Source organism: Enterobacter sp. PL_is379 (assembly GCF_055817355.1).
In genome coordinates this window covers 94,676-117,387 of record NZ_JBVPGT010000027.1, presented here as the reverse complement: position 1 = coordinate 117,387, position 22,712 = coordinate 94,676, and the positions used below count along the sequence as shown (strand labels likewise).

General features: G+C 53.3%; 24 protein-coding genes. 7 read left to right on the top strand and 17 right to left on the bottom strand.

All coding sequences use genetic code 11. The features are described 5' to 3' along the window. Positions 1–2 precede the first annotated feature (2 nt). Positions 3–551: a Csu type fimbrial protein gene (locus tag AC0TOY_RS09995; protein WP_157189382.1), complete on the bottom strand. Its 549-nt coding sequence runs from the start codon at positions 549–551 to the stop codon at positions 3–5. Positions 552–563: 12 nt separating this feature from the next. After that, positions 564–1,136: a Csu type fimbrial protein gene (locus AC0TOY_RS09990; RefSeq protein ID WP_032647817.1), complete on the bottom strand. Its 573-nt coding sequence runs from the start codon at positions 1,134–1,136 to the stop codon at positions 564–566. 429 nt (positions 1,137–1,565) lie between these two features. Between AC0TOY_RS09990 and AC0TOY_RS09985 the strand changes: the two genes are divergently transcribed. Continuing rightward, positions 1,566–2,831, top strand: a complete 1,266-nt coding sequence (locus AC0TOY_RS09985) for a dicarboxylate/amino acid:cation symporter (protein WP_024909671.1) — start codon at positions 1,566–1,568, stop codon at positions 2,829–2,831. 106 nt (positions 2,832–2,937) lie between these two features. On the opposite strand, the gene cheW is transcribed toward AC0TOY_RS09985, so the two are convergent. The 6 genes from cheW to flhD form a co-directional block, all read right to left on the bottom strand. Then, positions 2,938–3,441 (bottom strand): chemotaxis protein CheW, encoded by a 504-nt coding sequence (gene cheW, locus AC0TOY_RS09980; protein ID WP_023312262.1) that lies wholly within the window; start codon positions 3,439–3,441, stop codon positions 2,938–2,940. Positions 3,442–3,460: 19 nt separating this feature from the next. Then, on the bottom strand, positions 3,461–5,497 hold the full coding sequence (gene cheA, locus AC0TOY_RS09975) for a chemotaxis protein CheA (RefSeq protein WP_148769755.1): 2,037 nt from the start codon (positions 5,495–5,497) through the stop codon (positions 3,461–3,463). Positions 5,498–5,501: 4 nt separating this feature from the next. Beyond that, on the bottom strand, positions 5,502–6,431 hold the full coding sequence (gene motB, locus AC0TOY_RS09970) for a flagellar motor protein MotB (RefSeq protein ID WP_024909669.1): 930 nt from the start codon (positions 6,429–6,431) through the stop codon (positions 5,502–5,504). Further along, positions 6,428–7,315 (bottom strand): flagellar motor stator protein MotA, encoded by an 888-nt coding sequence (gene motA, locus AC0TOY_RS09965; protein WP_008500417.1) that lies wholly within the window; start codon positions 7,313–7,315, stop codon positions 6,428–6,430. The genes motB and motA overlap by 4 nt, the downstream gene beginning before the upstream one ends. Before the next feature lie 123 nt (positions 7,316–7,438). Further along, complete coding sequence (flhC, locus tag AC0TOY_RS09960; protein ID WP_008500416.1) at positions 7,439–8,017, bottom strand: flagellar transcriptional regulator FlhC; 579 nt, start codon at positions 8,015–8,017, stop codon at positions 7,439–7,441. Positions 8,018–8,019: 2 nt separating this feature from the next. Beyond that, positions 8,020–8,370: a flagellar transcriptional regulator FlhD gene (gene flhD / locus AC0TOY_RS09955; RefSeq protein WP_023336137.1), complete on the bottom strand. Its 351-nt coding sequence runs from the start codon at positions 8,368–8,370 to the stop codon at positions 8,020–8,022. A gap of 795 nt (positions 8,371–9,165) precedes the next feature. Here flhD and uspC point away from each other — a divergent pair. Then, complete coding sequence (uspC, locus tag AC0TOY_RS09950) at positions 9,166–9,594, top strand: universal stress protein UspC (RefSeq protein WP_024909668.1); 429 nt, start codon at positions 9,166–9,168, stop codon at positions 9,592–9,594. Between the two features lie 15 nt (positions 9,595–9,609). Here the strand turns inward: uspC and otsA are convergent, their stop codons facing one another. The 5 genes from otsA to araF form a co-directional block, all read right to left on the bottom strand. Further along, on the bottom strand, positions 9,610–11,034 hold the full coding sequence (gene otsA, locus AC0TOY_RS09945) for an alpha,alpha-trehalose-phosphate synthase (protein ID WP_048992259.1): 1,425 nt from the start codon (positions 11,032–11,034) through the stop codon (positions 9,610–9,612). Beyond that, the gene (gene otsB / locus AC0TOY_RS09940; RefSeq protein ID WP_024909666.1) at positions 11,009–11,812 is read right to left on the bottom strand and encodes a trehalose-phosphatase; all 804 of its coding nucleotides are present in this window, start codon (positions 11,810–11,812) and stop codon (positions 11,009–11,011) included. The genes otsA and otsB overlap by 26 nt, the downstream gene beginning before the upstream one ends. A 176-nt stretch (positions 11,813–11,988) precedes the next feature. Next, complete coding sequence (gene araH, locus AC0TOY_RS09935; RefSeq protein ID WP_193745657.1) at positions 11,989–12,978, bottom strand: L-arabinose ABC transporter permease AraH; 990 nt, start codon at positions 12,976–12,978, stop codon at positions 11,989–11,991. Positions 12,979–12,989: 11 nt separating this feature from the next. Further along, the gene (gene araG / locus AC0TOY_RS09930; RefSeq protein ID WP_048992264.1) at positions 12,990–14,504 is read right to left on the bottom strand and encodes an L-arabinose ABC transporter ATP-binding protein AraG; all 1,515 of its coding nucleotides are present in this window, start codon (positions 14,502–14,504) and stop codon (positions 12,990–12,992) included. A 71-nt stretch (positions 14,505–14,575) separates the two neighbouring features. After that, positions 14,576–15,565 carry an arabinose ABC transporter substrate-binding protein AraF gene (gene araF, locus AC0TOY_RS09925; RefSeq protein ID WP_024909787.1) on the bottom strand — a complete coding sequence of 330 codons (990 nt, stop codon included), beginning with the start codon at positions 15,563–15,565 and terminating at the stop codon, positions 14,576–14,578. 787 nt (positions 15,566–16,352) lie between these two features. Between araF and AC0TOY_RS09920 the strand changes: the two genes are divergently transcribed. Both AC0TOY_RS09920 and AC0TOY_RS09915 read left to right on the top strand, forming a co-directional pair. Next, positions 16,353–16,856 (top strand): non-heme ferritin-like protein, encoded by a 504-nt coding sequence (locus AC0TOY_RS09920; RefSeq protein ID WP_024909786.1) that lies wholly within the window; start codon positions 16,353–16,355, stop codon positions 16,854–16,856. 157 nt (positions 16,857–17,013) lie between these two features. Continuing rightward, entirely contained in the window at positions 17,014–18,357 is a 1,344-nt protein-coding gene (locus AC0TOY_RS09915; protein ID WP_473721781.1) for an anaerobic C4-dicarboxylate transporter, read from the top strand. A 42-nt stretch (positions 18,358–18,399) separates the two neighbouring features. On the opposite strand, the gene AC0TOY_RS09910 is transcribed toward AC0TOY_RS09915, so the two are convergent. Together AC0TOY_RS09910 and azuC are read right to left on the bottom strand one after the other, a co-directional pair. Continuing rightward, a complete protein-coding gene (locus AC0TOY_RS09910) occupies positions 18,400–18,651 on the bottom strand; it encodes a DUF2766 family protein (RefSeq protein ID WP_008500405.1) in 252 nt (83 codons plus the stop codon). 107 nt (positions 18,652–18,758) lie between these two features. Then, positions 18,759–18,842, bottom strand: coding sequence for a stress response protein AzuC (azuC, locus tag AC0TOY_RS09905; protein WP_014884364.1), 84 nt, complete (start codon positions 18,840–18,842; stop codon positions 18,759–18,761). Between the two features lie 234 nt (positions 18,843–19,076). Here azuC and yecR point away from each other — a divergent pair, with 234 nt between their 5' ends. Beyond that, positions 19,077–19,415, top strand: a complete 339-nt coding sequence (gene yecR / locus AC0TOY_RS09900) for a YecR family lipoprotein (protein ID WP_024909785.1) — start codon at positions 19,077–19,079, stop codon at positions 19,413–19,415. Between the two features lie 204 nt (positions 19,416–19,619). Beyond that, positions 19,620–20,117 carry a non-heme ferritin gene (ftnA, locus tag AC0TOY_RS09895; protein ID WP_157189386.1) on the top strand — a complete coding sequence of 166 codons (498 nt, stop codon included), beginning with the start codon at positions 19,620–19,622 and terminating at the stop codon, positions 20,115–20,117. Between the two features lie 36 nt (positions 20,118–20,153). Here the strand turns inward: ftnA and AC0TOY_RS09890 are convergent, their stop codons facing one another. Beyond that, positions 20,154–20,495 (bottom strand): hypothetical protein, encoded by a 342-nt coding sequence (locus tag AC0TOY_RS09890; protein WP_032646247.1) that lies wholly within the window; start codon positions 20,493–20,495, stop codon positions 20,154–20,156. Between the two features lie 216 nt (positions 20,496–20,711). Here AC0TOY_RS09890 and tyrP point away from each other — a divergent pair, with 216 nt between their 5' ends. Further along, positions 20,712–21,923, top strand: coding sequence for a tyrosine transporter TyrP (gene tyrP, locus AC0TOY_RS09885; RefSeq protein WP_024909783.1), 1,212 nt, complete (start codon positions 20,712–20,714; stop codon positions 21,921–21,923). Positions 21,924–21,957: 34 nt separating this feature from the next. On the opposite strand, the gene AC0TOY_RS09880 is transcribed toward tyrP, so the two are convergent. Beyond that, positions 21,958–22,626, bottom strand: a complete 669-nt coding sequence (locus tag AC0TOY_RS09880; protein WP_032646248.1) for a YecA/YgfB family protein — start codon at positions 22,624–22,626, stop codon at positions 21,958–21,960. Between the last annotated feature and the right edge of the window lie 86 nt (positions 22,627–22,712).

Sequence of the window (22,712 nt, the reverse complement as noted above, 5' to 3'; positions counted from 1 at the left end):
TATTACCATGACAAGGTCACGGTGAGCTGATCGGAATAGGTTCCCGCCGGGCTAAAACCGGTCAGTAGCGCCACGCCAAAAAGCGGCAGCGCGATGTTATTGCTGTTGGTATAGGTCACCGCTATCGCCTGGTTGACGCCAATTTCGCTGTTCGCGGCCAGCGAGCTGCTGCTGTAAAGCCGGTACGGCACCAGTTCTGTTCCGCCTGACCGCTTCATCCGGCGGACGGAGGCGTAATTCTGCCCGCCGTTAATGCTCATGCTCAGCGCCACGCCCGGCGTACAGGCGATAGACAACGCCCCGTTTGGCACAAAGCTGGTGCTGACCGGCGCGCTCTCGACGCCGTTATGGGTGCCAAAATCCAGCGTCCCGAGAAGCCCTCCGCTACCGGTGGCTACCGCGCATCCCGGTACAATCGTCGCGCTGACCTTAAACGACTGTGATGTCACCGCATTCGCCGCGGGCATCATGAGCAATCCGACGAGCAGCGCGAAAAAAGGCTGCACGCGTCCCTCTGCGCATTTGCGCAGACCTGTGAGAGTTGCCTTCATGGCTATTCGGGACTAATAGGTTACGCTGACGTTAATCGTGTCGGTGTAGGTTCCCGGGACGACCGTCACGCTGTTACCACCGCCGGTAATACGTCCGTAGAGGGTGTAACTGTCTACCCCTCCGGCCGTTGAGGCGATCGGCAACGCGGCGTTGTTGGCAATCACTGTGTTAAACCCGCTGTCGCTGTACAGGCTGTAAGCCACGCCCTGGGCCGCGTTGGCCGTATTAACCAGATAGCGTTCAGGCGTCCCCGGCGAACCGACAACGGTTCCGGGTGCCGTAGAATGGGTATTACCGGTGATCGCCACCGTATAGCTGGCGGTCGTACATTGAATGGTGAAGGTGTTTCCGCCGCTGGCGCCGCTCAGCTGCGTCGTAAGAGTGGAAAAGGTTGCCGGATGGGTACCGAAATCGAGCGTACCGAAATTAATGCCGCTTTGCGCGGGCGATCCGTTTATCAGACAGCCGTTTGTCAGCGTCAGCGTCGCGCCGATGGTGCCACTGCTGGTGACGGCCAGCGCCTGATGGGCCGTAGTCGCAGTCAGTAAGGTTCCTGCGCAGATCAAAAGGAGTTTTCTTTTCATTTACCACCCTCCAGAAGACGTCTCCGTTCCCTTGCCACATTTTATTTTTGTCGTTCAAGATGTTAGCCCCGCTTAAGGTTCCTTTGAGGGGGTTATTGAGAATTTAGTTTACGGATATCGCTTCGACCACCCGCCCCTCAACGCATAAGCCATATGTCTTATTGACTTAATTTCCTTATTAATAACAGAGAGTTAAATTTATTTAATCCGCGATTTTATTTTTTCCGGAGAGAATATATCCATTAAAGTGTGACGCAGATCACAATATATCGTCAGGGCAATAACAACAAAATTAATAAAACTTAAAAAGGTGTTGTATCCCCCTACACTTTGCGTCAATTTATGTGCCGAATAATTTCCTGCATCGTAATAAAAAATTTATATGTATCGATGCGGGCTACATCTGAAGCGCATAGAGGGTCTTTTTTCGTGGCAAGTGCAAACAAACTCACACTCTTCATCGTGATATTCATGCTGGCGGGTATTCTTTCAGGGGCAGCAATTCATGAATATGCATCTGCGGATGCCATCACAGCCTGGTCGGATAACATTACCCTTCTGACCGATATTTTCCTCCGTCTGATCAAAATGGTCATTGCACCATTGGTCTTCAGCACGCTTACCGTCGGCATTATGAAACTGGGCGAAACCTCCACTATTGGCCGCGTTGGCGGTAAAGCGATGGTGTGGTTTATCAGCTCATCCGTACTCTCTATTCTGGTTGGCCTGTTTATCGTCACGCTGGAGCATCCGGGAAGCGGTCTGAACCTGACGATCCCAACCGAAGCGGTGGATACCGGTCTGGCCGTTGGCGGCATGACGCTGAAAGCGTTCCTGTCGCACACCATTCCAACCAGTATCGCAGGGGCGATGTCGAACAATGAGATCCTGCAGATTGTGGTGTTCTCGATGTTCTTCGGCATCGGCGGCGCGTCGCTGGGGCAGAAATTCAACGCGCCGCTGGTGGCCGCGCTGGATGTGGTTTCCCATATCATGCTGAAGGTCACGGGTTACGTGATGTACGTTGCTCCGCTGGCCATTTTTGCGGCGATCTCCTCCGTGATTGCCACGCAGGGTCTGGGCATTCTGCTGAACTACGCCTCCTTTATTGGTGGCTACTATGTTGCCATTCTTCTCACCTGCATGGTGCTGCTGGCCGTGGGTTACATGGTGCTGAAAAAAGAGGTGTTCCGCCTGGTCAGCATGCTGAAAGATCCGGTCCTGGTGGCGTTTACCACCAGCAGCTCTGAAGCCGCCTACCCTAAAACGCTGGAGCAGCTGGAGCGTTTTGGCTGCTCGCGCAACATCGCCTCTTTCGTTCTGCCGATTGGCTACTCCTTCAACCTGGTGGGTTCGATGGTGTACTGCTCTTTCGCTTCGATGTTTATCGCTCAGGCGTACAACATTCACCTGAGCTTCTCGGAAGTGACGGTTCTGATGCTGACGCTGATGCTGGCCTCCAAAGGGATTGCGGGCGTACCGCGTTCATCCCTGGTGGTGCTGGCCGCGACGATCCCAAGCTTTAACATTCCGGTGGCGGGTATTCTGCTGCTGATGGGGATCGACCACTTCCTGGATATGGGCCGTTCCGCAATTAACGTTCTGGGGAATGGTATTGCGACCGCGATGCTGTCGCAGAATGAAGGTGCGCGTGAAGCTGAAGCGGAAGCTGAGCTGGTAAAGCAGGAAGCGTAATGGCATGAAAAAAGGGTGAGGCCTGATGCCCTCACCCCAACCCTCTCCCACAGGGAGAGGGAGCAAACACAAAAAACGGCAACCTGGGTTGCCGTTTTGCATTTACCTACGCTACGTGACTCGCCGCGATATCCAGCAGCGCCATCTCATCGCTGTTCAGCAGCTTCTCGATGTTCACCAGAATCAGCATACGCTCGCCGAGCGCGCCCAGACCAGTCAGGTATTCGGTCGACAGCGTGACCGCAAACTCCGGCGCTGGGCGAATTTGGTCTGAGGTCAGGGAGAGCACATCAGATACGCCATCGACCACGATACCGACCACGCGCTGCCCCAGGTTCAGAACGATCACCACGGTGTTGTCGTCGTAGTCAACGTCGCCCTGGCTGAACTTCACGCGCAGGTCCACGATTGGCACAATAACGCCACGCAGGTTGGTGACACCTTTAATAAAAGCAGGCGTGTTAGCGATGCGGGTAACCTGGTCGTAACCACGGATTTCCTGCACTTTCAGGATATCGATGCCGTACTCCTCATCGCCTAAAGTGAAGACCAGGAATTCCTGCCCTGATGGCTCGCCCGCCAGTTTCGTTACATTACTCATACCGGTCATGTTATTACCTTCTACTTAATCAGGCGGCTGTGTACGCCACACGTTGTTCACGATTTAATCCCTGAAGCGCCGACACATCGACGATCAGCGCCACGCTACCATCACCCAGAATGGTGGCGGCAGAAATACCCGGCACTTTGCGGTAGTTACTTTCGAGGTTCTTCACCACCACCTGGTGCTGGCCAATCAGCTGATCAACCAGCAGCGCGTAGCGGCGGCCCGCGCTCTGCAGGATCACAACGATACCCTGCGTGGCCTCTGTCTTCGCCCCGTCTACCTCGAACACTTTCCACAGTTCCACCAGCGGCAGGTACTCACCACGCACTTCAAGAACGCGCTCGCCACCCGCCAGCGGATGCAGATCTTCTTCGCGCGGCTGCAGGGATTCCATCACGGCGTTCAGCGGCAGGATAAAGACTTCGTCCGCCACTTTGACTGACATGCCGTCGAGGATCGCCAGCGTCAGCGGCAGAAGAATGCGAATGGTAGTGCCGGAACCCTGTTTAGACTGGATCTCAACGTGGCCGCCCATTTCCTGGATGTTACGTTTCACCACGTCCATGCCTACGCCGCGCCCGGAGACGTCGGTCACCTGCTCTGCGGTAGAGAAGCCCGGTGCGAAGATCAGCATGCCCACTTCTTCGTCGGTCATGTTTTCATTGACCGCCATCCCCTGCGAAATTGCTTTTGCCAGGATGCGCTCGCGATTCAGACCGGCGCCGTCATCGGTCACTTCGATGCAGATGTTCCCGCCCTGATGTTCCGCAGAGAGGATCAGGTTGCCGACCGGGGATTTTCCGGCGGCAATGCGGTTTTCCGGCAGTTCGATACCGTGGTCGAGACTGTTACGCACCAGGTGCGTTAACGGATCGATGATGCGCTCGATCAGGCTCTTATCCAGTTCGGTTGAGCTGCCCATCAGGGTCAGTTCAATCTGTTTATTCAGCTTGCTGGCAAGGTCGCGCACCAGACGCGGGAAGCGGCTGAAGACATATTCCATCGGCATCATACGGATGGACATGACCGATTCCTGCAGGTCACGGGCGTTACGCTGCAGCTGGCCCATGCTGGTGATCAGATCGCCATGGGTGACCGGGTCGAGTTCGTTTGAACGTTGCGCCAGCATCGACTGGGTGATCACCAGTTCGCCCACCAGGTTAATCAACTGGTCAACCTTCTCAACGGCAACGCGGATACTGGTTGACTCGCTGGAGCGCGCGGCAGGTTTTTCACCACGGCCAGGCGCAGCGGCCTCTTTTGGTACTGCCTTCAGCGCCGGGGCCGCAGGCGTCACAGCCGGTGCCGCGGCCTGAGCGACAACAGCCACCTCTTCCGCAGCCGCAGGGGCGTCAACCGCAGCCGTTTCGGTTTCGAAAGCGATCTGGTCAGCTTCAATCACAAAGCACAGAACCGCCACGATATCGTCCTGGCCAATCCCGTCATCAAGCGTCGCGGCCAGGCTGTCTTTGCCTTTTACCACGTTGCTTAATTTCGCCAGGTTACCCAGCTCTTCTTCCAGCAGGTTAACTTCATTCTCTTTCAGGCGCGACAGCACAACGCGCAGTTTGCCCGCCTGCGCAGCGGCTGGCGCGGCCTCGTCGGCAGCAACCGCATCGACAACGCTCAGTTTCGCGGCCGGAACAGCGGCTGCGGCAACCTCACCTTTTGCTTCCAGCGCGAGCTGGCGCAACGCATTGCAGATGTATTCAAAGCTGGCGGCATCAGGCTCTGCCGAACTTTTATAGGCGTCGAGCTGTTCCTGCATAATATCTTTGGTTTCCAAAAACAGGTTGATAATGTCGGTATTGAGCTGCATCTCACCGCGTCGTGCTTCATCAAGCAGGTTTTCCATTAAATGGGTCGTTTCCTGCAGGATGGTAAATCCAAACGTTCCGGCTCCGCCTTTAATAGAGTGCGCCGCACGGAAGATGGCATTGAGCTGCTCGGAGTCCGGTGCTTCGGGCACCAGGTCGAGCAAGTGTTGTTCCATATCGGCCAACAATTCGTCGGCTTCATCAAAGAATGTCTGGTAAAAATCGCTAATATCCATGCTCACGCTATCACCTCGGATTGGCTGGTGGCGATGTTGGAACGGCAGCCGAAGGAACGGCCCCAGGCTGTTTTAAATCGTCCAGTGACTCATTCTGACTTTCGGCGTTTTCATGCAGGATGGCCTGCTCCGCCTGCTGGTTCAGCACTAAAAGACTGATACGACGGTTGATGGCATCATCCGGCCCGCGGTCGGAAACGCGCATGGTTGCGGCCATGCCGACTACGCGCAGTACCTTGCCATCATCAAGCCCACCTGCCACCAGCTCGCGACGCGAGGCGTTGGCACGATCGGCAGAAAGCTCCCAGTTGCTGTATCCCTTCTCCCCATTGGCGTACGGGAAATCATCCGTGTGTCCTGACAGGCTGATTCGGTTAGGAATGCCGTTCAGCACCGGTGCAATACCGCGCAGAATGTCGCGCATGTACGGTTCGACTTCCGCACTGCCGGTTTTAAACATTGGGCGGTTCTGGCTGTCGATAATCTGAATACGCAGCCCTTCCTGCACCAGGTCGATCTTCAGATGTGGGCGCAGCGCGCGCAGCTTCGGATCCGCCTCAATCAGCTGATCGAGATCGCCACGCAGTTTCTTCAGACGCGCCTGCTCCATCTTTCTTTTTAGCTCGTCGATGTTCGGCTCTTTTTTCACCTCACCCTTCTGCTGGGTGTAATCATCGCCGCCGCCCGGGATCGGGCTTTCGCTGTTAGAAATACGCGGCCCACCGGCCACCGCCGTTGCCAGCGGTGTGCGGAAATATTCGGCAATCTGGATCAGTTCTTTTGGGCTGGAGATGGAGATCAGCCACATCACCAGAAAGAACGCCATCATTGCTGTCATAAAGTCGGCGTACGCAATTTTCCACGAGCCGTGTGCGCCATGCCCGCCGCCCTTGTGCTTGCGTTTTTTTACGATGACGATCGGATGGGACTGGTTTTTCATGCGTCCTCAGTTGTCGTCTGTTGGTTTGGGTTTTTCACCGCACGCACGTGTTCTTCAAGCTCGATAAACGACGGACGCTCACTGGAGTAAAGCGTTTTACGGCCAAACTCAACCGCGATCGGTGGCGCGTAACCGTTGAGGTTAGAGAGCAGCGTGATCTTCACGCACTGCATCATTTTGGTGGTTTCCGCGCTCTTCTGGCGCAGAACGCTTGCCAGCGGAGAGATGAAGCCGTACGCCAGCAAAATACCGAGGAAAGTCCCCACCATCGCATGGGCAATCAGCGCACCGAGCTCGGCTGCCGGACGGTCTGCCGAGGCCAGAGCGTGAACTACCCCCATTACCGCAGCAACGATACCGAATGCCGGAAGCGAGTCGCCGACCAGCGCCAGGCTGTTGGCCGGCACTTCAGATTCGCTTTCGTGAGTTTCGATCTCTTCGTCCATCAGCGCTTCGATTTCGAAGGTATTCATGTTGCCGCTGATGATGAGTCGCAGATAGTCGACGATGAAGTCCAGCATCATGGCGTCAGCAAGAATGCGCGGATAGCTGGCAAAAATTTCGCTCTCTTTCGGGTTTTCAATATCCCGTTCAAGCGAGAACATCCCCTGCTGACGCGACTTCGCCATCAGGCGATAGAGCAGTGCCAGCAGATCCATATACATGCTTTTGGTGTATTTCGAGCGACGGAACAGCAACGGAATTGCTTTCAGCGTGCCCTTGATCGATTTACCGTTGTTGCCAACGATAAAAGCCCCTACCCCTGCACCGCCGATGATAATAAGTTCAGCCGGTTGATAGAGTGCTCCAAGGTGCCCGCCGGTCATCATGTAACCGCCGAAAACTGTACCGAGAACTACCAGGTAACCTAATAAGATAAGCACGACATCATCCTTCCGCTAGTGACTATGGCAAGGACGTCCAGCTCGCAGCGTTTACCGTTTGCGGGGTAAAAAAAAGCAGCGGTAATTGCTTACCGCTGCTGGAATCTTTCCCACACGTTCGGGTTAAACAGCTTGTTCGATCTGTTCATCCAGCAGTTGTGGAATAATATCGGCAGCATCCCGGGAAAGTTTACGTCTTTTTACTGCGCGGGATGGAGGCTGACATAAACTACAGGCGAAGCTGCCTGCAGGCTGATGAGCGTGGGTAATAAAATTGCCGTTGCAGCAGTTGCAGCGCGACAGCTCAAGCATTCCGCTCTCAACAAAACGCACCAGCGTCCATGCGCGGGTCAGCGCCAGCAGAGGGCCTTCTTCCTGCTGTGGGCATTGTTCAAGGTAAAGTTTGTACGCTTTGATCACGGCGTCAACGCCGCTACACAAACCAGTTTTGAGAAGATACTGCCAGGCATTACAGAACATGGAAGCGTGAATATTCTGCTCCCACGTCATAAACCAGTCGGTAGAAAACGGCAGCATGCCTTTCGGCGGGGGACTACCACGTAACTCTTTGTACAGCTTGATGAGACGGCCACGGCTCAACTGAGTCTCGCTTTCCAGCATTTGTAAACGAGCACCCAGTGTAATCAGCTCCATGGCCAACTGTATGTCACGCGCTTCCTGAACAATGCTTTTCTCGCTCATTGCTAGGCCCTTTTCTTACGGGCTGCGTCATCAGGCTGGCTGATTTCGTTAAGCAAGCGAGTGGAGAGAAGAATACCGGTATGGATCTGTTGAAGATCGTCCACACGGGAATCCTGCGTCAGACGCGTTATTGTCTGCGAATCATCGAAACGGAACTGGCAAACCAGTTGATTCGTTTCAGCCAGTTTAACCATCTGCGGGAGGGTTAAACCGCCCAGCATGGTTGCCATCTCTTCGTTAATACCCAGACGAAACATCGCGGACGCCTTGTCCTGACTAATCAAACGCTGCGCGAGCAGTAAATACGACAAATTAATGTCATAGATATGTTTTAGCAACTCGGATGTATGCATTGTTCCCATCCCGAATAACCAACTATTATTTTTATGCGGAAAGACCGCACCCCGTGATGTCGCCGGGAAATCACCCGGTATAAAAAAGAAAAGGCTAAATGCATAGTTGAATTTAGGTTTGTATTCACTGAAACGCGTAAGAGAGAAACCGCGAATGCGTCTCTTACATGTTTTATCATTTCTTACAAATAACTAAGATTTTTCCTAATTCGACGCAAACTCTACTCGTCAGTTTTGTCACATACAATCCAGCCACCCTCAAATTTAAAAAAAATGTGATCCACGTCACACAATTTAAGTGAATATGACCCATAAATCCATCAGTATGACTTGTAATTTGTTTGTTTTTTAACCAATCAGTACTGTTTTGTATTCTTAATTGACGAATACTCATGCAGACGGGCGATCCGAACTGGCATGCAACGTGCTTCTACCCCCGTAAGCGCTACGCTGAAACATTTACAACAAACCCCTCTCCGGGAAACATTTTTCTTACCGTGAAAAAACATATAGTTATGCAGGTAGCACAAAAAAGATGTTTCAGGACGTGATCATTCGAAATGAGTTTGTAACGCGCCAAAACGATTTAACAGTTAAAGCGTGAATTTGTGTGATTTACGTTAAGTTGTTAATTTTTTTCATTTAGGCGCATTTTTCAGTTATTCTTCTTATAAGAATAATTAATGAATAATTATGATAAGCTTCACACTAATGTCGTAATCAGCTCTTGCAGAACCAGGGAATTCGCGGTAAAGGTGATCAAACGCTGTCTGACAGACACCTAAGGAGTGCGCCATGAGTTACTCCCATCTTCTTGTTTCCGTTGCAGTTTCTCCAGAAAGCCATCAACTCGTCGCCCGGGCCGTTTCCATTGCCAGACCCCACAATGCCCGCATCAGCCTCATCACGCTCGCCGCAGAGCCAGAGATGTACAATCAGCTGGCCGCCCCCATGCTGGAGGATATTCGTGAGGTCCTTCAGGAAGAAACGCAGCAATTTCTGCGCGAACTGGTGGAAAAGGCGCAATATCCGGTTTATGAGACAATTATTGCGACCGGTGAACTTAACGCCCATATTCTCGACATGTGTCGTAAACAACATATTGATTTAGTGATTTGCGGGAATCATAACCACAGCTTTTTATCGCGCGCAGCCTGTGCGGCGAAATCCATTGTCGCATCGAGCCAGGTTGATGTGCTGTTAGTGCCACTTGGGGGGAGTTAACCCCCAAGTGGAAAATCAGGCGAGTTTAGGGAAGGTCGCGATCTTTTTTTGCAGATCGCCTTCATGACTTTGCGGGGTGATATCCCGGAGATCCTGAATAAAACGTGCCTGCCAGTGGTTAATGTCGTTCTTACGGATCGTCTCCATCATATCAGCATGACGGGAAATACGTTCCGTGAGCGGCATAGTCAGGGCACGATTCAGCGCGTTTGCCACGTCGTCCCTGTCATAAGGGTTAACGATAAGCGCCGACGTGAGCTCATTTGCGGCGCCGGCAAACTGGGAGAGCACCAGAACACCCGGGTCGTCAGGATCCTGGGCCGCCACATACTCTTTCGCGACGAGGTTCATCCCGTCGCGCAGCGGCGTAACCAGGCCAACATCCGCATAGCGGAAGACCTTCATCAGGATCTTACGGTCAAAGTGCTGATTCAGGTAAAACAGCGGCGTCCAGCCCAGCTGCCCGTAGCGGCCATTAATGCGCCCTGCTTCTGTCTCCAGCTGATGGCGAATGTCCTGATAGGCCTGAACCTCACCGCGCGACGTCGGCGCGATCTGGGTATAACGGATTTTACCGTGATGCTGCGGATATTTATCCAGCAGCGTTTCATACGCCAGGAAGCGTTCCGGCAGCCCTTTGGAATAATCAAGACGCTCAACCGAGAAGATATTTTTCACGTGTTTGAGTTCATTCTTAAGCTGCGCCAGCTTCGGTGGCAGCGGGCCGGAAGCCTGCTCCGCGATTTCGTCAGGTTCAATCCCAATTGGATACACTTCGGTGTGGAACGTTTTCCCCCACGCCGTATGGGTTTTCCCGCCTTTGGTCACCAGACGCGCTTTACCTGACACGGAGTCAAGGAATGCGAGGCGGTCATTTTCGGTCTGGAAGCCCAGCAAATCGTAATCACACAGCGCCTCCAGCAGCTCTTCATGCGGCGGGAGCGCGGTAAAAATTTCCGGCGTCGGGAACGGGATGTGCAGGAAGAAGCCAATCCGGTTATTTACCCCTCTTTTTCGCAGCTCTCTGGCGAAGGGCAACAGGTGATAATCGTGGATCCATAAAATATCGTCTTCTTCGATTAATGGCAGCAGTTTATCCGCCAGCAGCGCATTCACGCGCGAGTAGCCTTCGAAGGATTCACGCTGGAATTTGACCAGGTCAAGACGATAGTGAAACGCGGGCCACAGGACGGCATTCGAGAACTGCGAGTAATACTCGTCGTAGTCTTTCTCTTTCAATGCAAATGAAGCCCACGTAATGTTTCCGCGCGTCACCTTTTTGAGCGGTTTCTCTTCTTCACTGATTTCCCCACTCCAGCCAAACCACAGCCCGCCAGCGGCTTTTAAGGCACCTAATACCCCTACCGCCAGGCCACCCGCACTGGCTTTTTTATCGTCAGGCGGTGCGATTCGGTTAGAGACGACGACTAAGCGACCCATAATGGTTTCCCCCTTTGCTTTGCGCTATTTGTTGTTGTTGCTGGTTAGCGATGTCAGATATCCACTGCCAGACGCTGGCGACATCCGCCAGTCGCCATTCGGCAACAGTGTCACCAGGCCCCACCTTGACGGCGATCCCTCCGGCCTGATTCACCACGCGAAACCCGGCCTCGTCGGTCAGGTCATCCCCAATAAAAACGGGCGTTCGCCCTTTGAAAGGCGGCGACGCCATAAACGCGGCGATGGCCGCGCCTTTATTAATCCCTTTCGGTTTTAACTCAACCACGCATTTGCCGGGCTGCAACGCCAGCTGTGGATGCGCATCTGCCACCCTCTGAGCAAGCGCAAGTACGGCCTCCTCATGCTGCGGTGCCTGACGATAATGCAGGGCAAAGGCCATGCCTTTGGCTTCCAGCTCGGTGCCAGGCAGCGCTTCCAGCGCGTCAGAAAGCTGCTTATGGAGCGTTTGCGTGAGTGCGTCGGGGAGTGAAACGATATGCGTTTGATCATGGATGTCGCGGCGCTCCGCTCCGTGTACACCGGCTAGCGGAAAGTGGTATGGACTGGCGAGCAGATCCAGCTCGGCCATTGAGCGCCCTGATATCAATGCCAGTGCTCCCTCATTCATGAGTGAGAGCTGATGCAAATCCTGTAACACCGCCTCCGGAATAGACACCTGATCGGGGTGCGGTTTTATCCCGGCGAGCGTGCCGTCGAGATCAAAAAAGAAAGCATAGTGTCCGGGCAGTACAGGCGGTGCGGTTAACGTGTCAGCCACCCTTTTCCTCCTTACGGTTTACGAGAGGTAAACGCCTTTACCTCTTTCATAGCCATGTAAGTATAGACAGTGTGACGTGGCTCGCCATTTGACAACCGCCCCGCCAGTATTACTGGCGGGGCGGTTAAGGGGTCAACTAAGGTTATAAGTTGAGCAATAAAAGACGGGTGAAAGGGTTACACGGTACGCTTCGCTTTTTGCTTGTAACGGTCGAAAATCACCGCTGCCAGCAGGATCAGACCACGAACCACGTACTGCGAGAACGGCGAAATATTCAGCAGGTTCATGGCGTTCTCCACCGTCCCTAAAATCAGGATACCGGCCACCACATATGAGATTTTTCCGATGCCACCCTTGAGGGAAACGCCCCCTAACACGCAGGCCGAAATGACGATCAGCTCGTAACCGATAGAGGTCATCGGCTGGCCGCTGGTCATACGCGACGCCAGAATAATCCCCGCAGCGGCAGAAACCAGCCCAGAGAGCACAAAGATAATAATCTTGGTGCGTACGACCGGCACCCCGGCCAGACGGGCGGCCTCTTCATTACCGCCAATCGCCAGCGTATTACGGCCAAAGGTGGTCCGGTTGAGCAGGAAGCCGAACAGGATCAGACAGGCCACGGTCAGCCAGATAGGCGCGGGCAGCCCCAGCCAGTTGGCATAACCCAGCGTGAAGAAGCGCTCGTCTTCAATCCCCACCGCTTTACCGTCGGAGATGATATAGGCCAGCCCGCGGACAATTTGCATCGTCGCAAGCGTGGTGATCAGGGCGTTAATCTTCAGGCGCGCGATAACAAAACCGTTCACCAGACCGCTGATGACGCCGAGTAACAGACCGGCTAAGACGCCAATCCACAGGCTCTCCGTCATGTTGATCACCACGGCCGTCGTGACGCCCGCACAGGCAATCACCGACGCCACCGACAGGTCAAAATCGCCGGAGGCCAGGCAGAACAGCATCCCGCAGGCCACCATCCCGGACATGGAAATGGCCAGCCCCAGCCCCTTCATATTAATGAAGGTGGCAAAATTGGGGACAAAGATCGCGCAGGCAAGGAACAGTGCGGCAAAAACAACCAGCATGCCGTACTGATCCCAGATACGTCCAATACTCAGCGCCGACTTCGACTTCGGCACTCCGGATGTAGTAACAGAGGACATCATTAACTCCTTACTCAGGCGACAGCCTGGCTAACTTTAGGCATGGCGAGGTTCAACGCCTGTTGTTCATTCGCCTGTTCATGAAGTAATTCGCCGGCAATTTCGCCTTCACGCATCACCACAATGCGGTCGGCCACGCCAAGCACCTCCGGCAGATCGCTGGAGGCGAAGAGCACCGCCACGCCGCGTTTTGCCAGCTCATAGATCACGTTATAAATCTCGTGTTTTGCCCCCACATCGATACCGCGCGTCGGCTCGTCCAGCAAAATGACCTTCATATCTTCTGACAGCCAGCGGCCTAAAATTGCCTTCTGCTGGTTTCCGCCTGACAGATTCATGATCAGCTGTTCCGGACCCGGCGTTTTGATATTCAGCGAGCGAATATGGTGGTCGGCGTTACTCGACTCCCAGCTATCGTTTATCAGGCAACCGGCGCGAATAAACTTACGACGGGCAGAAATATTGATGTTGTCGCGCACCGAGTGCACCGGAATAATCCCCTCCGCTTTCCGGTCTTCCGGGCAGAGCATCATCCCCGCCCCGATCGCGTGGGCCGGTTTCTGGATATCTACCCGTTCGCCGTCAATAGAGACCTGACCATCGGTAATACGGGTACCGCCGAACAGACCTTTCATCAATTCGCTGCGCCCCGCCCCCACCAGACCAAACAGGCCGACGATTTCACCGCTGCGTACGGATAACGAGATCGGTGTTCTGACGCCCGGCGCTTTGACGTTATCCAGGCGCAGGCGTTCCGGGCCGTACGGGCGCGGTTGCCAGTGATAAATATCGCCCAGATCGCGTCCGACCATCGCCTGAACCAGCTGGTCATGGTTCACCTGCGCCATGTCGGTAAAGGTGCGCACATAGCGTCCATCTTTAAAGACGGTGATGGCGTCGCTCAGGGCAAATATCTCTTCCATACGGTGCGAGACATACAAAATCGTGCGGCCTTCCTGACGCAATTCGCGGATCACGCGGAACAGATTTTCGATTTCACGCTTAGAGAGCGAACTGGTAGGTTCGTCGAAGGCAATAATTCTGGCGTTACGCGCCAGCGCCTTGGCAATTTCAACCATCTGCCACTGGCCGATGGAGAGGTATTTCAGCGGCGTCTGGGGATCGACGTCCAGGCCCAGATGCTTAAGCTGCAGCCCCGCTTCATAATTAAGTAGCGAACGATTTACCACGCCGCCTTTGTGCGGGAGCTGTCCCAAATAGATGTTTTCCGCCACGGTCATCTCAGGAATGAGGTGCAGCTCCTGGTAGATGATCGCCACCCCGGCATTGAGCGCCGCCGTGGTATCGGCAAACGCCACCTCTTCACCGCGTATGGCCAGCGAGCCGGTAGTGGGCGCGTAGTTACCGCTGAGGATCTTCAACAGCGTGGATTTTCCCGCACCGTTTTCCCCCATCAGGGCGTGAACCTGGCCGGCATAGCAGTCGAAGCTGATATCGGTCAGCGCGTTAACACCGGGGAAAGTTTTCCCGATACCGCGAAAAGAGAGATACGGATCAGACTGTCGCATAACGTCTCCGTGATTCCTGTAGTGTGTACGTCTGGCCCCTCACGAAGGATGAGGGGCACAATCACCGCGTATTACTTCCCGCCCAGTCCTTTTTTCGCCAGCTCCTCTTTGAAGTTGTCGCGGGTAATCAGCACCACGTCGGTCACTTCGGTAAATTTCGGCGGCTCAGCCCCTTTGGTGACCCAGTTGTAGAGCATCTCACTGGATTTATAGCCGTGAACGTCCGGGCTTGGCAGCAGAGAACCGTAGAAGCCGGTAGCCTGCGCTTTGGACAGCTCGCTGACGGCGTCAACGCCGTTGATGCCAATCCCGATCACGTCAGGCGCTTTAAAGCCCTGGCCTTCCGTCGCGCGTACCCCACCCAGCACGGTGTTGTCGTTCATGCCGACCACCAGCCAGTGTTTGACCTCCGGATGCTGAACCAGCATAGAGTTCGCGGCGTCGAAAGCGCCCGGGATATCGTTAGATTTGGTTGGGACTTTGTAGATCTGTTTTTCCGGGAAACCGGCCGCTTTCAGCGCGTCCATTGAACCGGAAGTACGGCGACGTGCGGTGTCCAGCTCGTCTGCGGTAATGGCCATCACCGCAGTCTCTTTGACATCCCAGCCGCGCTTTTGCATCTCTTTATAGAGTTCCTGCCCCTGGCGTTCGCCGATTTTGGTCGCCGCCATCATCACCAGCGGGACGCTGTCCATCGGCTTGCCTTTGGCGTTAACGAACTGATCGTCAACCGCGATGACCTTCATATCGTAACCGCGCGCTTTCGCCGCGATGGCCGAACCGAGCTTTGGATCCGGAGTACAGATAACGAAACCTTTCGCACCGCTGGCCGCCAGGCTGTCGATGGCGTTCAGGGTTTTCTCACCGTCAGGCACGGCGATTTTAATCACTTCAAAACCTAAATCTTTCCCGGCTTTATCGGCGAATTTCCACTCAGTCTGGAACCAGGGCTCTTCGGGCTGTTTTACCAAAAAACCGAGTTTTAAATTCTCAGCGATAGCGGATTGTGACATAACGGCAGCCAGACCGATGGCCGCCAGCGCTTTAGTAAATTTGTGCATGGTAAACTCCAGCTTTAGCATTCTTTTCTGTAGGGAATATGTGCGTGCTTCTTATTTAATCGGACTTAAAACAAGGCATTAGCGCTTACCTCGTCATAAGCGTTATTGCTGGTGATAGTTTTAGCGGGAAATTAATCATCCATAAGAGAGCCCCATCACACCGCAGAATTACAGTAATTGCGTACATAAATTCAGCGAAAAATGACATAAAAAAGGCAGGATTTGTCAGACAAATGAAAGTGGGTTAAGCAGAATTATCCATAAGATTAGCTAAGAAATCCCTGATACCCCTCAGTGGACTAAACGTCATCCGGTGTTAAAGGGGTTCAAGATGTTTTTCATCAAAAATGCACCAGGCACCTGAACACGGTTATTCCGCAGAATTTGATTTAGCGCAATTTTATTAGCACATCATATATTCGAAACGATTAATCCGTATTTCTCTTTTTCACGGAGTATTATTCCAACTTAATATTTTCGAAAGAGTAACAGTGTATCTCTGCAATAAAAACTGTTAATTATTAGAGCATTAAACTATATTCAATTCATGGCGAGCTGATTGCATTTCTGTACTATATTAAACTTTGTAATGTATGGTAAATACAGCCCAATTAAGAGTTTTCTTAGACCAAAGACAAGGGTATGCTTATTTATATCGAACACAGGAAGTGAATTTCGGTCGACTTCGGTCACGGCAGAATGTGTATTTCTGCTCTTTTCTTCATATTTGCCTGACGCTCAGGTTAAGCAACGGACATCACGTCCCACAGTCAATAAGGATATGAGTATGGCTACCCAAACGATGATGCAAAAACTTAACGCGCAGATGAACCTTGAGTTCTACGCCTCGAATCTGCACCTTCACTTAAGTGCGTGGTGTGCCGAGAATAGCCTCACGGGATCTGCCACATTCTTTCGCTCTCAGGCGCAAAGTAACGTCACCCATATGATGCGTGTCTTTAACTTCCTGAAAGCCGCAGGGGCAAATCCTGTCGTTAAAGCCCTTGATGGGATCAATGAAAATTACTCTTGCCTGGAAGAACTGTTTCAGAAGACGCTTGAAGAGTATGAACAACGCTGCAGCACCCTCAACAAACTGGCCGATGAAGCCAAAGCGCAGCAGGATATTACGACGCTCAGATTCTTACGCGATATGGATAAAGAGCAGCAGCAGGATGGCCTGCTGCTGAAGACGCTGGCGGATGAGATCCATAATGCGCAGCAGGCGGGTTTATGTCCTGAGCAAACCGACCGTCATCTGCTCGACATCGTGGCGGTGCAGCACCACTGAGTTTTTTGGCCTGCTCCCATCCGGAGGAGCAGGCTCCCTTCACGTCTCCAACCTTCTGCTTTTGCTGAAATTTAACAAATCAGATCTGGCTCCCAATGATTAACCACACAACGTGTGATGATTTATTTAGTTACATAATCATTGACGAGGGAGCATCATGATCACCATTGAGTTTGTTGTCATTCTCCTCTGCCTGCTGACGGGTACGCGTTTCGGCGGTATGGGGCTCGGGTTAATCAGCGGTATTGGTCTTTTTATTTTATGTTTTGTCTTTGGTCTGCAACCGGGTAAGCCGCCGGTAGACGTTATGCTGACCATCCTCGCGGTGATTGGTTGTGCCGCTACGCTGCAGACTGCGGGTGGCCTCAACGTCATGATGCAGTTTGCTGAACGTCTGCTGCGCAAACACCCACAGCACATCACCCTGCTCGCTCCATTCACCACCTGGATGCTGACCTTTCTGTGCGGCACCGGGCATGTGGTCTATACCATGTTCCCCATCATTGCGGATATCGCCCTGAAAAAAGGAATCCGCCCCGAGCGCCCTATGGCCGTGGCATCGGTCGCGTCGCAGATGGCGATTACCGCCTCCCCCGTGTCCGTTGCCGTGGTGTCGCTGGTGTCCATCCTGGCGGCCCAGCATGGCATCGGCCACGCGTGGGGGATCCTGGAAATTCTCGCCGTGTCGGTTCCCGCTTCACTTTTCGGCGTAGCTATTGCTGCCCTGTGGAGTTTACGCCGCGGAAAAGATTTGGCGGATGACGTGGAGTTTCAGGAAAAGCTGAAAGATCCTAAGCAGCGCGAGTTTATCTACGGTGGAACGGAGACGTTAATGAATCAGCGTTTCCCTAAACAGGCCTACTGGTCCACGTGGATTTTCTTTGCCGGTATTGCCGTAGTTGTTTTGCTGGGTGCGCTCCCTGAGCTGCGCCCCGCCTTTGAGCTGAAAGGCAAAATGACGGCGCTGTCGATGAACCTTGTTATTCAGATGATGATGTTAATTGCAGGGGCCGTGATGCTAATGGCCTGTAAGGTCAACGCGTCGGCGATTTCCAACGGCGCGGTGTTTAAGGCCGGTATGGTCGCGATCTTCTCGGTGTTCGGCGTGGCGTGGATGAGCGATACCTTTTTCCAGGCGCATCTCGACGAGTTAAAGCTGGCGCTGGAAGGCGTCGTGAAAAGCCACCCGTGGACGTATGCTATTGTGCTGTTTCTGGTGTCAAAACTGGTGAACAGCCAGGCGGCTGCGCTGACGGCCGTTGCGCCTATGGGCCTCATGCTCGGCATCGACCCGAAAATGCTGATCGCCTTTTTCCCTGCGTCATACGGCTATTTCGTCCTGCCGACCTATCCAAGTGATTTGGCCTGCATCGGCTTTGACCGTTCAGGCACCACCCGCATCGGCAAATTTATCATCAACCACAGCTTTATTCTGCCAGGGCTGATTGGGGTAAGCTGCGCGTGCGCGGCGAGCTACCTGCTGGTCCAGACGTTCTTCTGACCGTATCAAGGGGCGACACATGCCGTCGCCCATTTCCCGGTTTTAGTGGGATTCACCCTGCGGCGTGAATCGCAGTTCAATCAGCGCGATGGCTTTCTGGATCGCACGAAGCGTAACCGGGTCAGCGGCAGCGGGGTGGCTGGCGAAATCGATGTTTTTCAGCTGCGTAGACATCTTCTCGCGCACTTCAACCGGCGCAATCACGTCCAGAACATCAAGGATTTGTTTGATAACCAGCTGACAGGCGACAACGTCAGAGACCAGTTCCTGATCGGCGCTCAGGTTTTGTGACATGGGGTTTTCTCCTTATTTAAAGGCCGCCATAGTAGCAAAACACACCCCTGGCATCTCCCCTTCATCGCCTGCAGGTATAAAAAAACCCGCCGAAGCAGGTTTTTTTATCAGAACATGGCGCCCGGCGGCACGTCTTTGAAGGTGCGGCAGTAATTGGCCCACATACTTTTCAGGATTTTGCGCAGTTTCACGATGATGCTCCATTAACTTGTTATACAACTTTATTATCAACGCGCCTATAATATGACCACCATCACAAAAATCAACACTTTTGTGATGCGCATCACATTTATATCAGAGCATGGCCTGAAAGCGCTCACCGCGGACCCGTTGCGAAGAGTGAGGGCAGATTGTCCGGCTATTCCAGCCATTGCAGCGGGCATCTGCGGGTACGATAACGTATTTCCATCCACTCAGAGCGAATCATGAAAAGAGTCATTGTAGCCGGCACAATCCTGCTGCTCGCGGGATGTACTATTAACCGCCAGGCTGAAGTCAGCAGCCTCGACGCGCCGAACGGCATCGTCCGCCTCGACTACGGCCAGGCTGCGCTGCAAAATGCGTATTCCGATGAGTATGTGAATAACGGCACGGCGGCAAAAGCGTGTCAGAGCATGGGGTATGCCACTGCCTCAGCCTATGGTCAGCCCATTAAAACCTGCACTCTGACCAGCGGCTCTTTGTGCCTGAACGAGAGCGTGACTATCCAGTATAAATGTATGGGTTACGCCGTTAATCCTAAGTCAACTAATCCGTGGTATTAATCGAAGCTGCCAGCGCATGCTGGCAGTTTATTTCATTACGAACAAAAACAATTCTCATTAATAAGTTATAAAAATCGCCAATGCGTTTTATTCCCATTCGTATTTTTAATAAATAAAATAAAAATTTTACGTTTTGCAAATAATTAAATAACAAATTATAGTGTCGCTCATTGTGAACCAGAAATAATAATCCGGAGCGTCACCATGCTGAAAACTGAAATGATCGACAAGCTCAACGCACAAATGAACCTTGAGCTTTTTTCATCCCTGCTCTACCAGCAGATGAGCGCCTGGTGCAGCTACCACAGTTTCGAGGGCGCTGCCGCGTTTCTGCGTCGTCACGCTCAGGAAGAGATGACCCACATGCAGCGTCTGTTTGATTATCTGACAGATACGGGCAGCCTGCCGCGCATTGAAACCGTGGCATCACCGTTCGCTGAGTATAATTCTCTTGATGAACTGTTCCGCGCCACCTACGAGCACGAGCAGCTTATCACGCAGAAAATTAACGAACTGGTTCATGCCGCGATGACCAGCCAGGATTATCCAACCTTTAATTTCCTGCAGTGGTACGTCGCTGAGCAACACGAAGAAGAGAAACTGTTTAAATCCGTGCTGGATAAATTATCTCTGGTCGGGAAATCCGGCGAAGGTCTTTACTTTATTGATAAAGAACTCTCCACTCTTGATATGCAGAATTAATTTCAGCGCGGTGCCGGTTTCCGGCACCGCGTTAATTTACATACACCCCGCACAGCTGGTGCAACGCCAGTCATGGGGATTCACGGCCTGGTAAAAATAGCGGTAGCTGGACGTCTCCAGCGGAATACCCACCTCGAAAAACAGATCCGTTAACCAGTCGACATTCTCGATGATCCACTCATCTTCCTGTAAGCCTTGTGCAAAGGTTTCATCTTCAGGATCAATAACCGAATAGATTGCCCAGGTGCCCATATCCTTTTCGCGACGGGACTCGGGAAGGTTCAGGGGCTGATTCTGCCAGCTGATTATCCAGTGACCATGGCACAACAGGTTACCTCCCCGGCTCCATGCCGCGGTAAAGGGATTTTCCCCTGCCATAAAACCCTCACTTAATTTGATAATTTGTATTTATTGTTTACGTTACGCCGGAATGTCGCGCAGCAGTATTGCCCTTATGAGGTAGGCACAGGCCTGGGTCATTAATACGTAAATAATTTTTTACACTAATTGTAACGGTGATTTGACGAGTAACGGCTTTTCCCTTACTCTGCGCCGCAGATTTTGTCGCGGTTAAGAAGCGTTGTAGAGGAAAGCGTGAAAAACAGAACTCTGGGAAGTATTTTTATCGTCGCCGGAACGACAATTGGCGCAGGAATGCTGGCAATGCCTCTGGCAGCCGCGGGCGTGGGATTTGGCATGACCCTGCTGCTGCTGGGAACGCTCTGGGCGCTGATGTGTTACACAGCACTGTTGCTGCTTGAGGTTTACCAGCACGTACCCGCCGACACCGGTCTGGGTTCGCTTGCGGCGCGCTATCTCGGACGCTACGGCCAGTGGATAACCGGCTTTAGCATGATGTTCCTGATGTATGCCCTGACCGCCGCCTATATCAGCGGCGCCGGAGAGCTCATCGCCTCCAGCGTCAACGACTGGTTTGGCTCTGACATTACCCCTGCGACGGGCGCCATCTTCTTTGCGCTCATCGGCGGCGGCGTGGTCTGCGTGGGCACATCCCTGGTCGATCTGTTTAACCGTTTTCTGTTCAGCGCTAAAATTCTCTTCCTGATTGTCATGCTGGTGCTGCTGGCGCCGCACGTGCACAAGGTTAACCTGCTGACGCTGCCGCTGGAAAAAGGGCTGGCGCTCTCCGCGATCCCGGTCATTTTCACCTCGTTTGGCTTCCACGGCAGCGTGCCGAGCATCGTCAGCTATATGAACGGCGATATCCGAAAACTGCGCCGCGTCTTTGTTATCGGCAGCGCGATCCCGCTGATTGCCTATATTTTCTGGCAGCTGGTGACGCTGGGCAGCATTGACTCTTCAACCTTTATTGGGCTGATGGCGCAACACGCTGGCCTGAACGGTTTTCTGCTGGCACTGCGCGAGGTCGTCACCTCCCCACACGTGGAGCTGGCGGTACACCTGTTTGCCGACCTGGCGCTGGCAACTTCGTTCCTGGGCGTGGCGCTCGGCCTGTTTGATTATCTGGCCGACCTGTTCCAGCGCCGCAATACCGCGGCCGGACGGTTACAGACGGGCGCAATCACCTTCCTGCCGCCGCTGGCGTTCGCGCTGTTTTATCCGCGCGGATTTGTGATGGCGCTGGGGTACGCAGGGGTAGCGCTGTCGATCCTTGCCCTCCTCCTCCCTTCCCTGCTGGCATGGAAAAGCCGTCAGCAGCATCCTCAGCAAGGGTATCGCGTGGCGGGCGGAAAACCGCTGCTGTGCGTTGTGTTTGGCTGCGGGGTGGTGATTATTCTGGTGCAGGTGTTGATTGCAGCCGGGATGCTGCCGGAAGTGGGTTAAATAAAAAAAGGGGCTGTCATCAGCCCCTTTTTTATCAGTGCAAACAGCAGCTCTTAAACTTCTTCCCGCTGCCGCAAGGACACGGATCGTTACGCCCGACCTTTGTGCCGTTCACAATCGGCTTCTTCGCTTCCGGCTGCTGCGGGTTGTTTACCCAGTATTGATATAAACGCAGTGCCGCAGGCTGGATGCTCTCGATGCTGGCGATGTACTCCTCTTCGGACAGTTCATCCAGCTTTTCGCTGTTCTCTTCCGTTCCGTGCAGCGCAATCACTTCAAGATCGGCCTTCAGGGCTTCCGGCAAGGCTGACCAGTCCGTCAGCGCCACGCCGCGCATATAGCCGTAGCACCACTCTTCCACTACGGTATAGCTCTCACCGTCAACGTCGTTATAGCCAAACATCGGTTCGAACTGATCCGGGTATTCACTCAGGCGTTCGGCAATATCGTTCATGTGCTTAAAGCAGAGATCGATAAAACGGTTCATTTCCCGATCGTTTTTCCAGCGCGGAATGTACTTCTCGCCACCCCAAACCGCCACCAGCCAGGCATCTGGCTCAACGACAACAGGACCGGAAAGCACTGCGGTAAGCATGCCGTCCAGTTCGGACACGTCAATTACGGACGCGTCATCATGACCGTAAGACATTAACGTCTCTTCAAGCCACGCCATTTCGCTTTCATTCAATGGGCCTTCAGTCATCGCTGATACTCCTGCAAAAAAGGAAACGATCCTAACACATATCTCACCCCTCTCCGGGCTGAAGTTTAGGTCTTTATTGCTGCAAA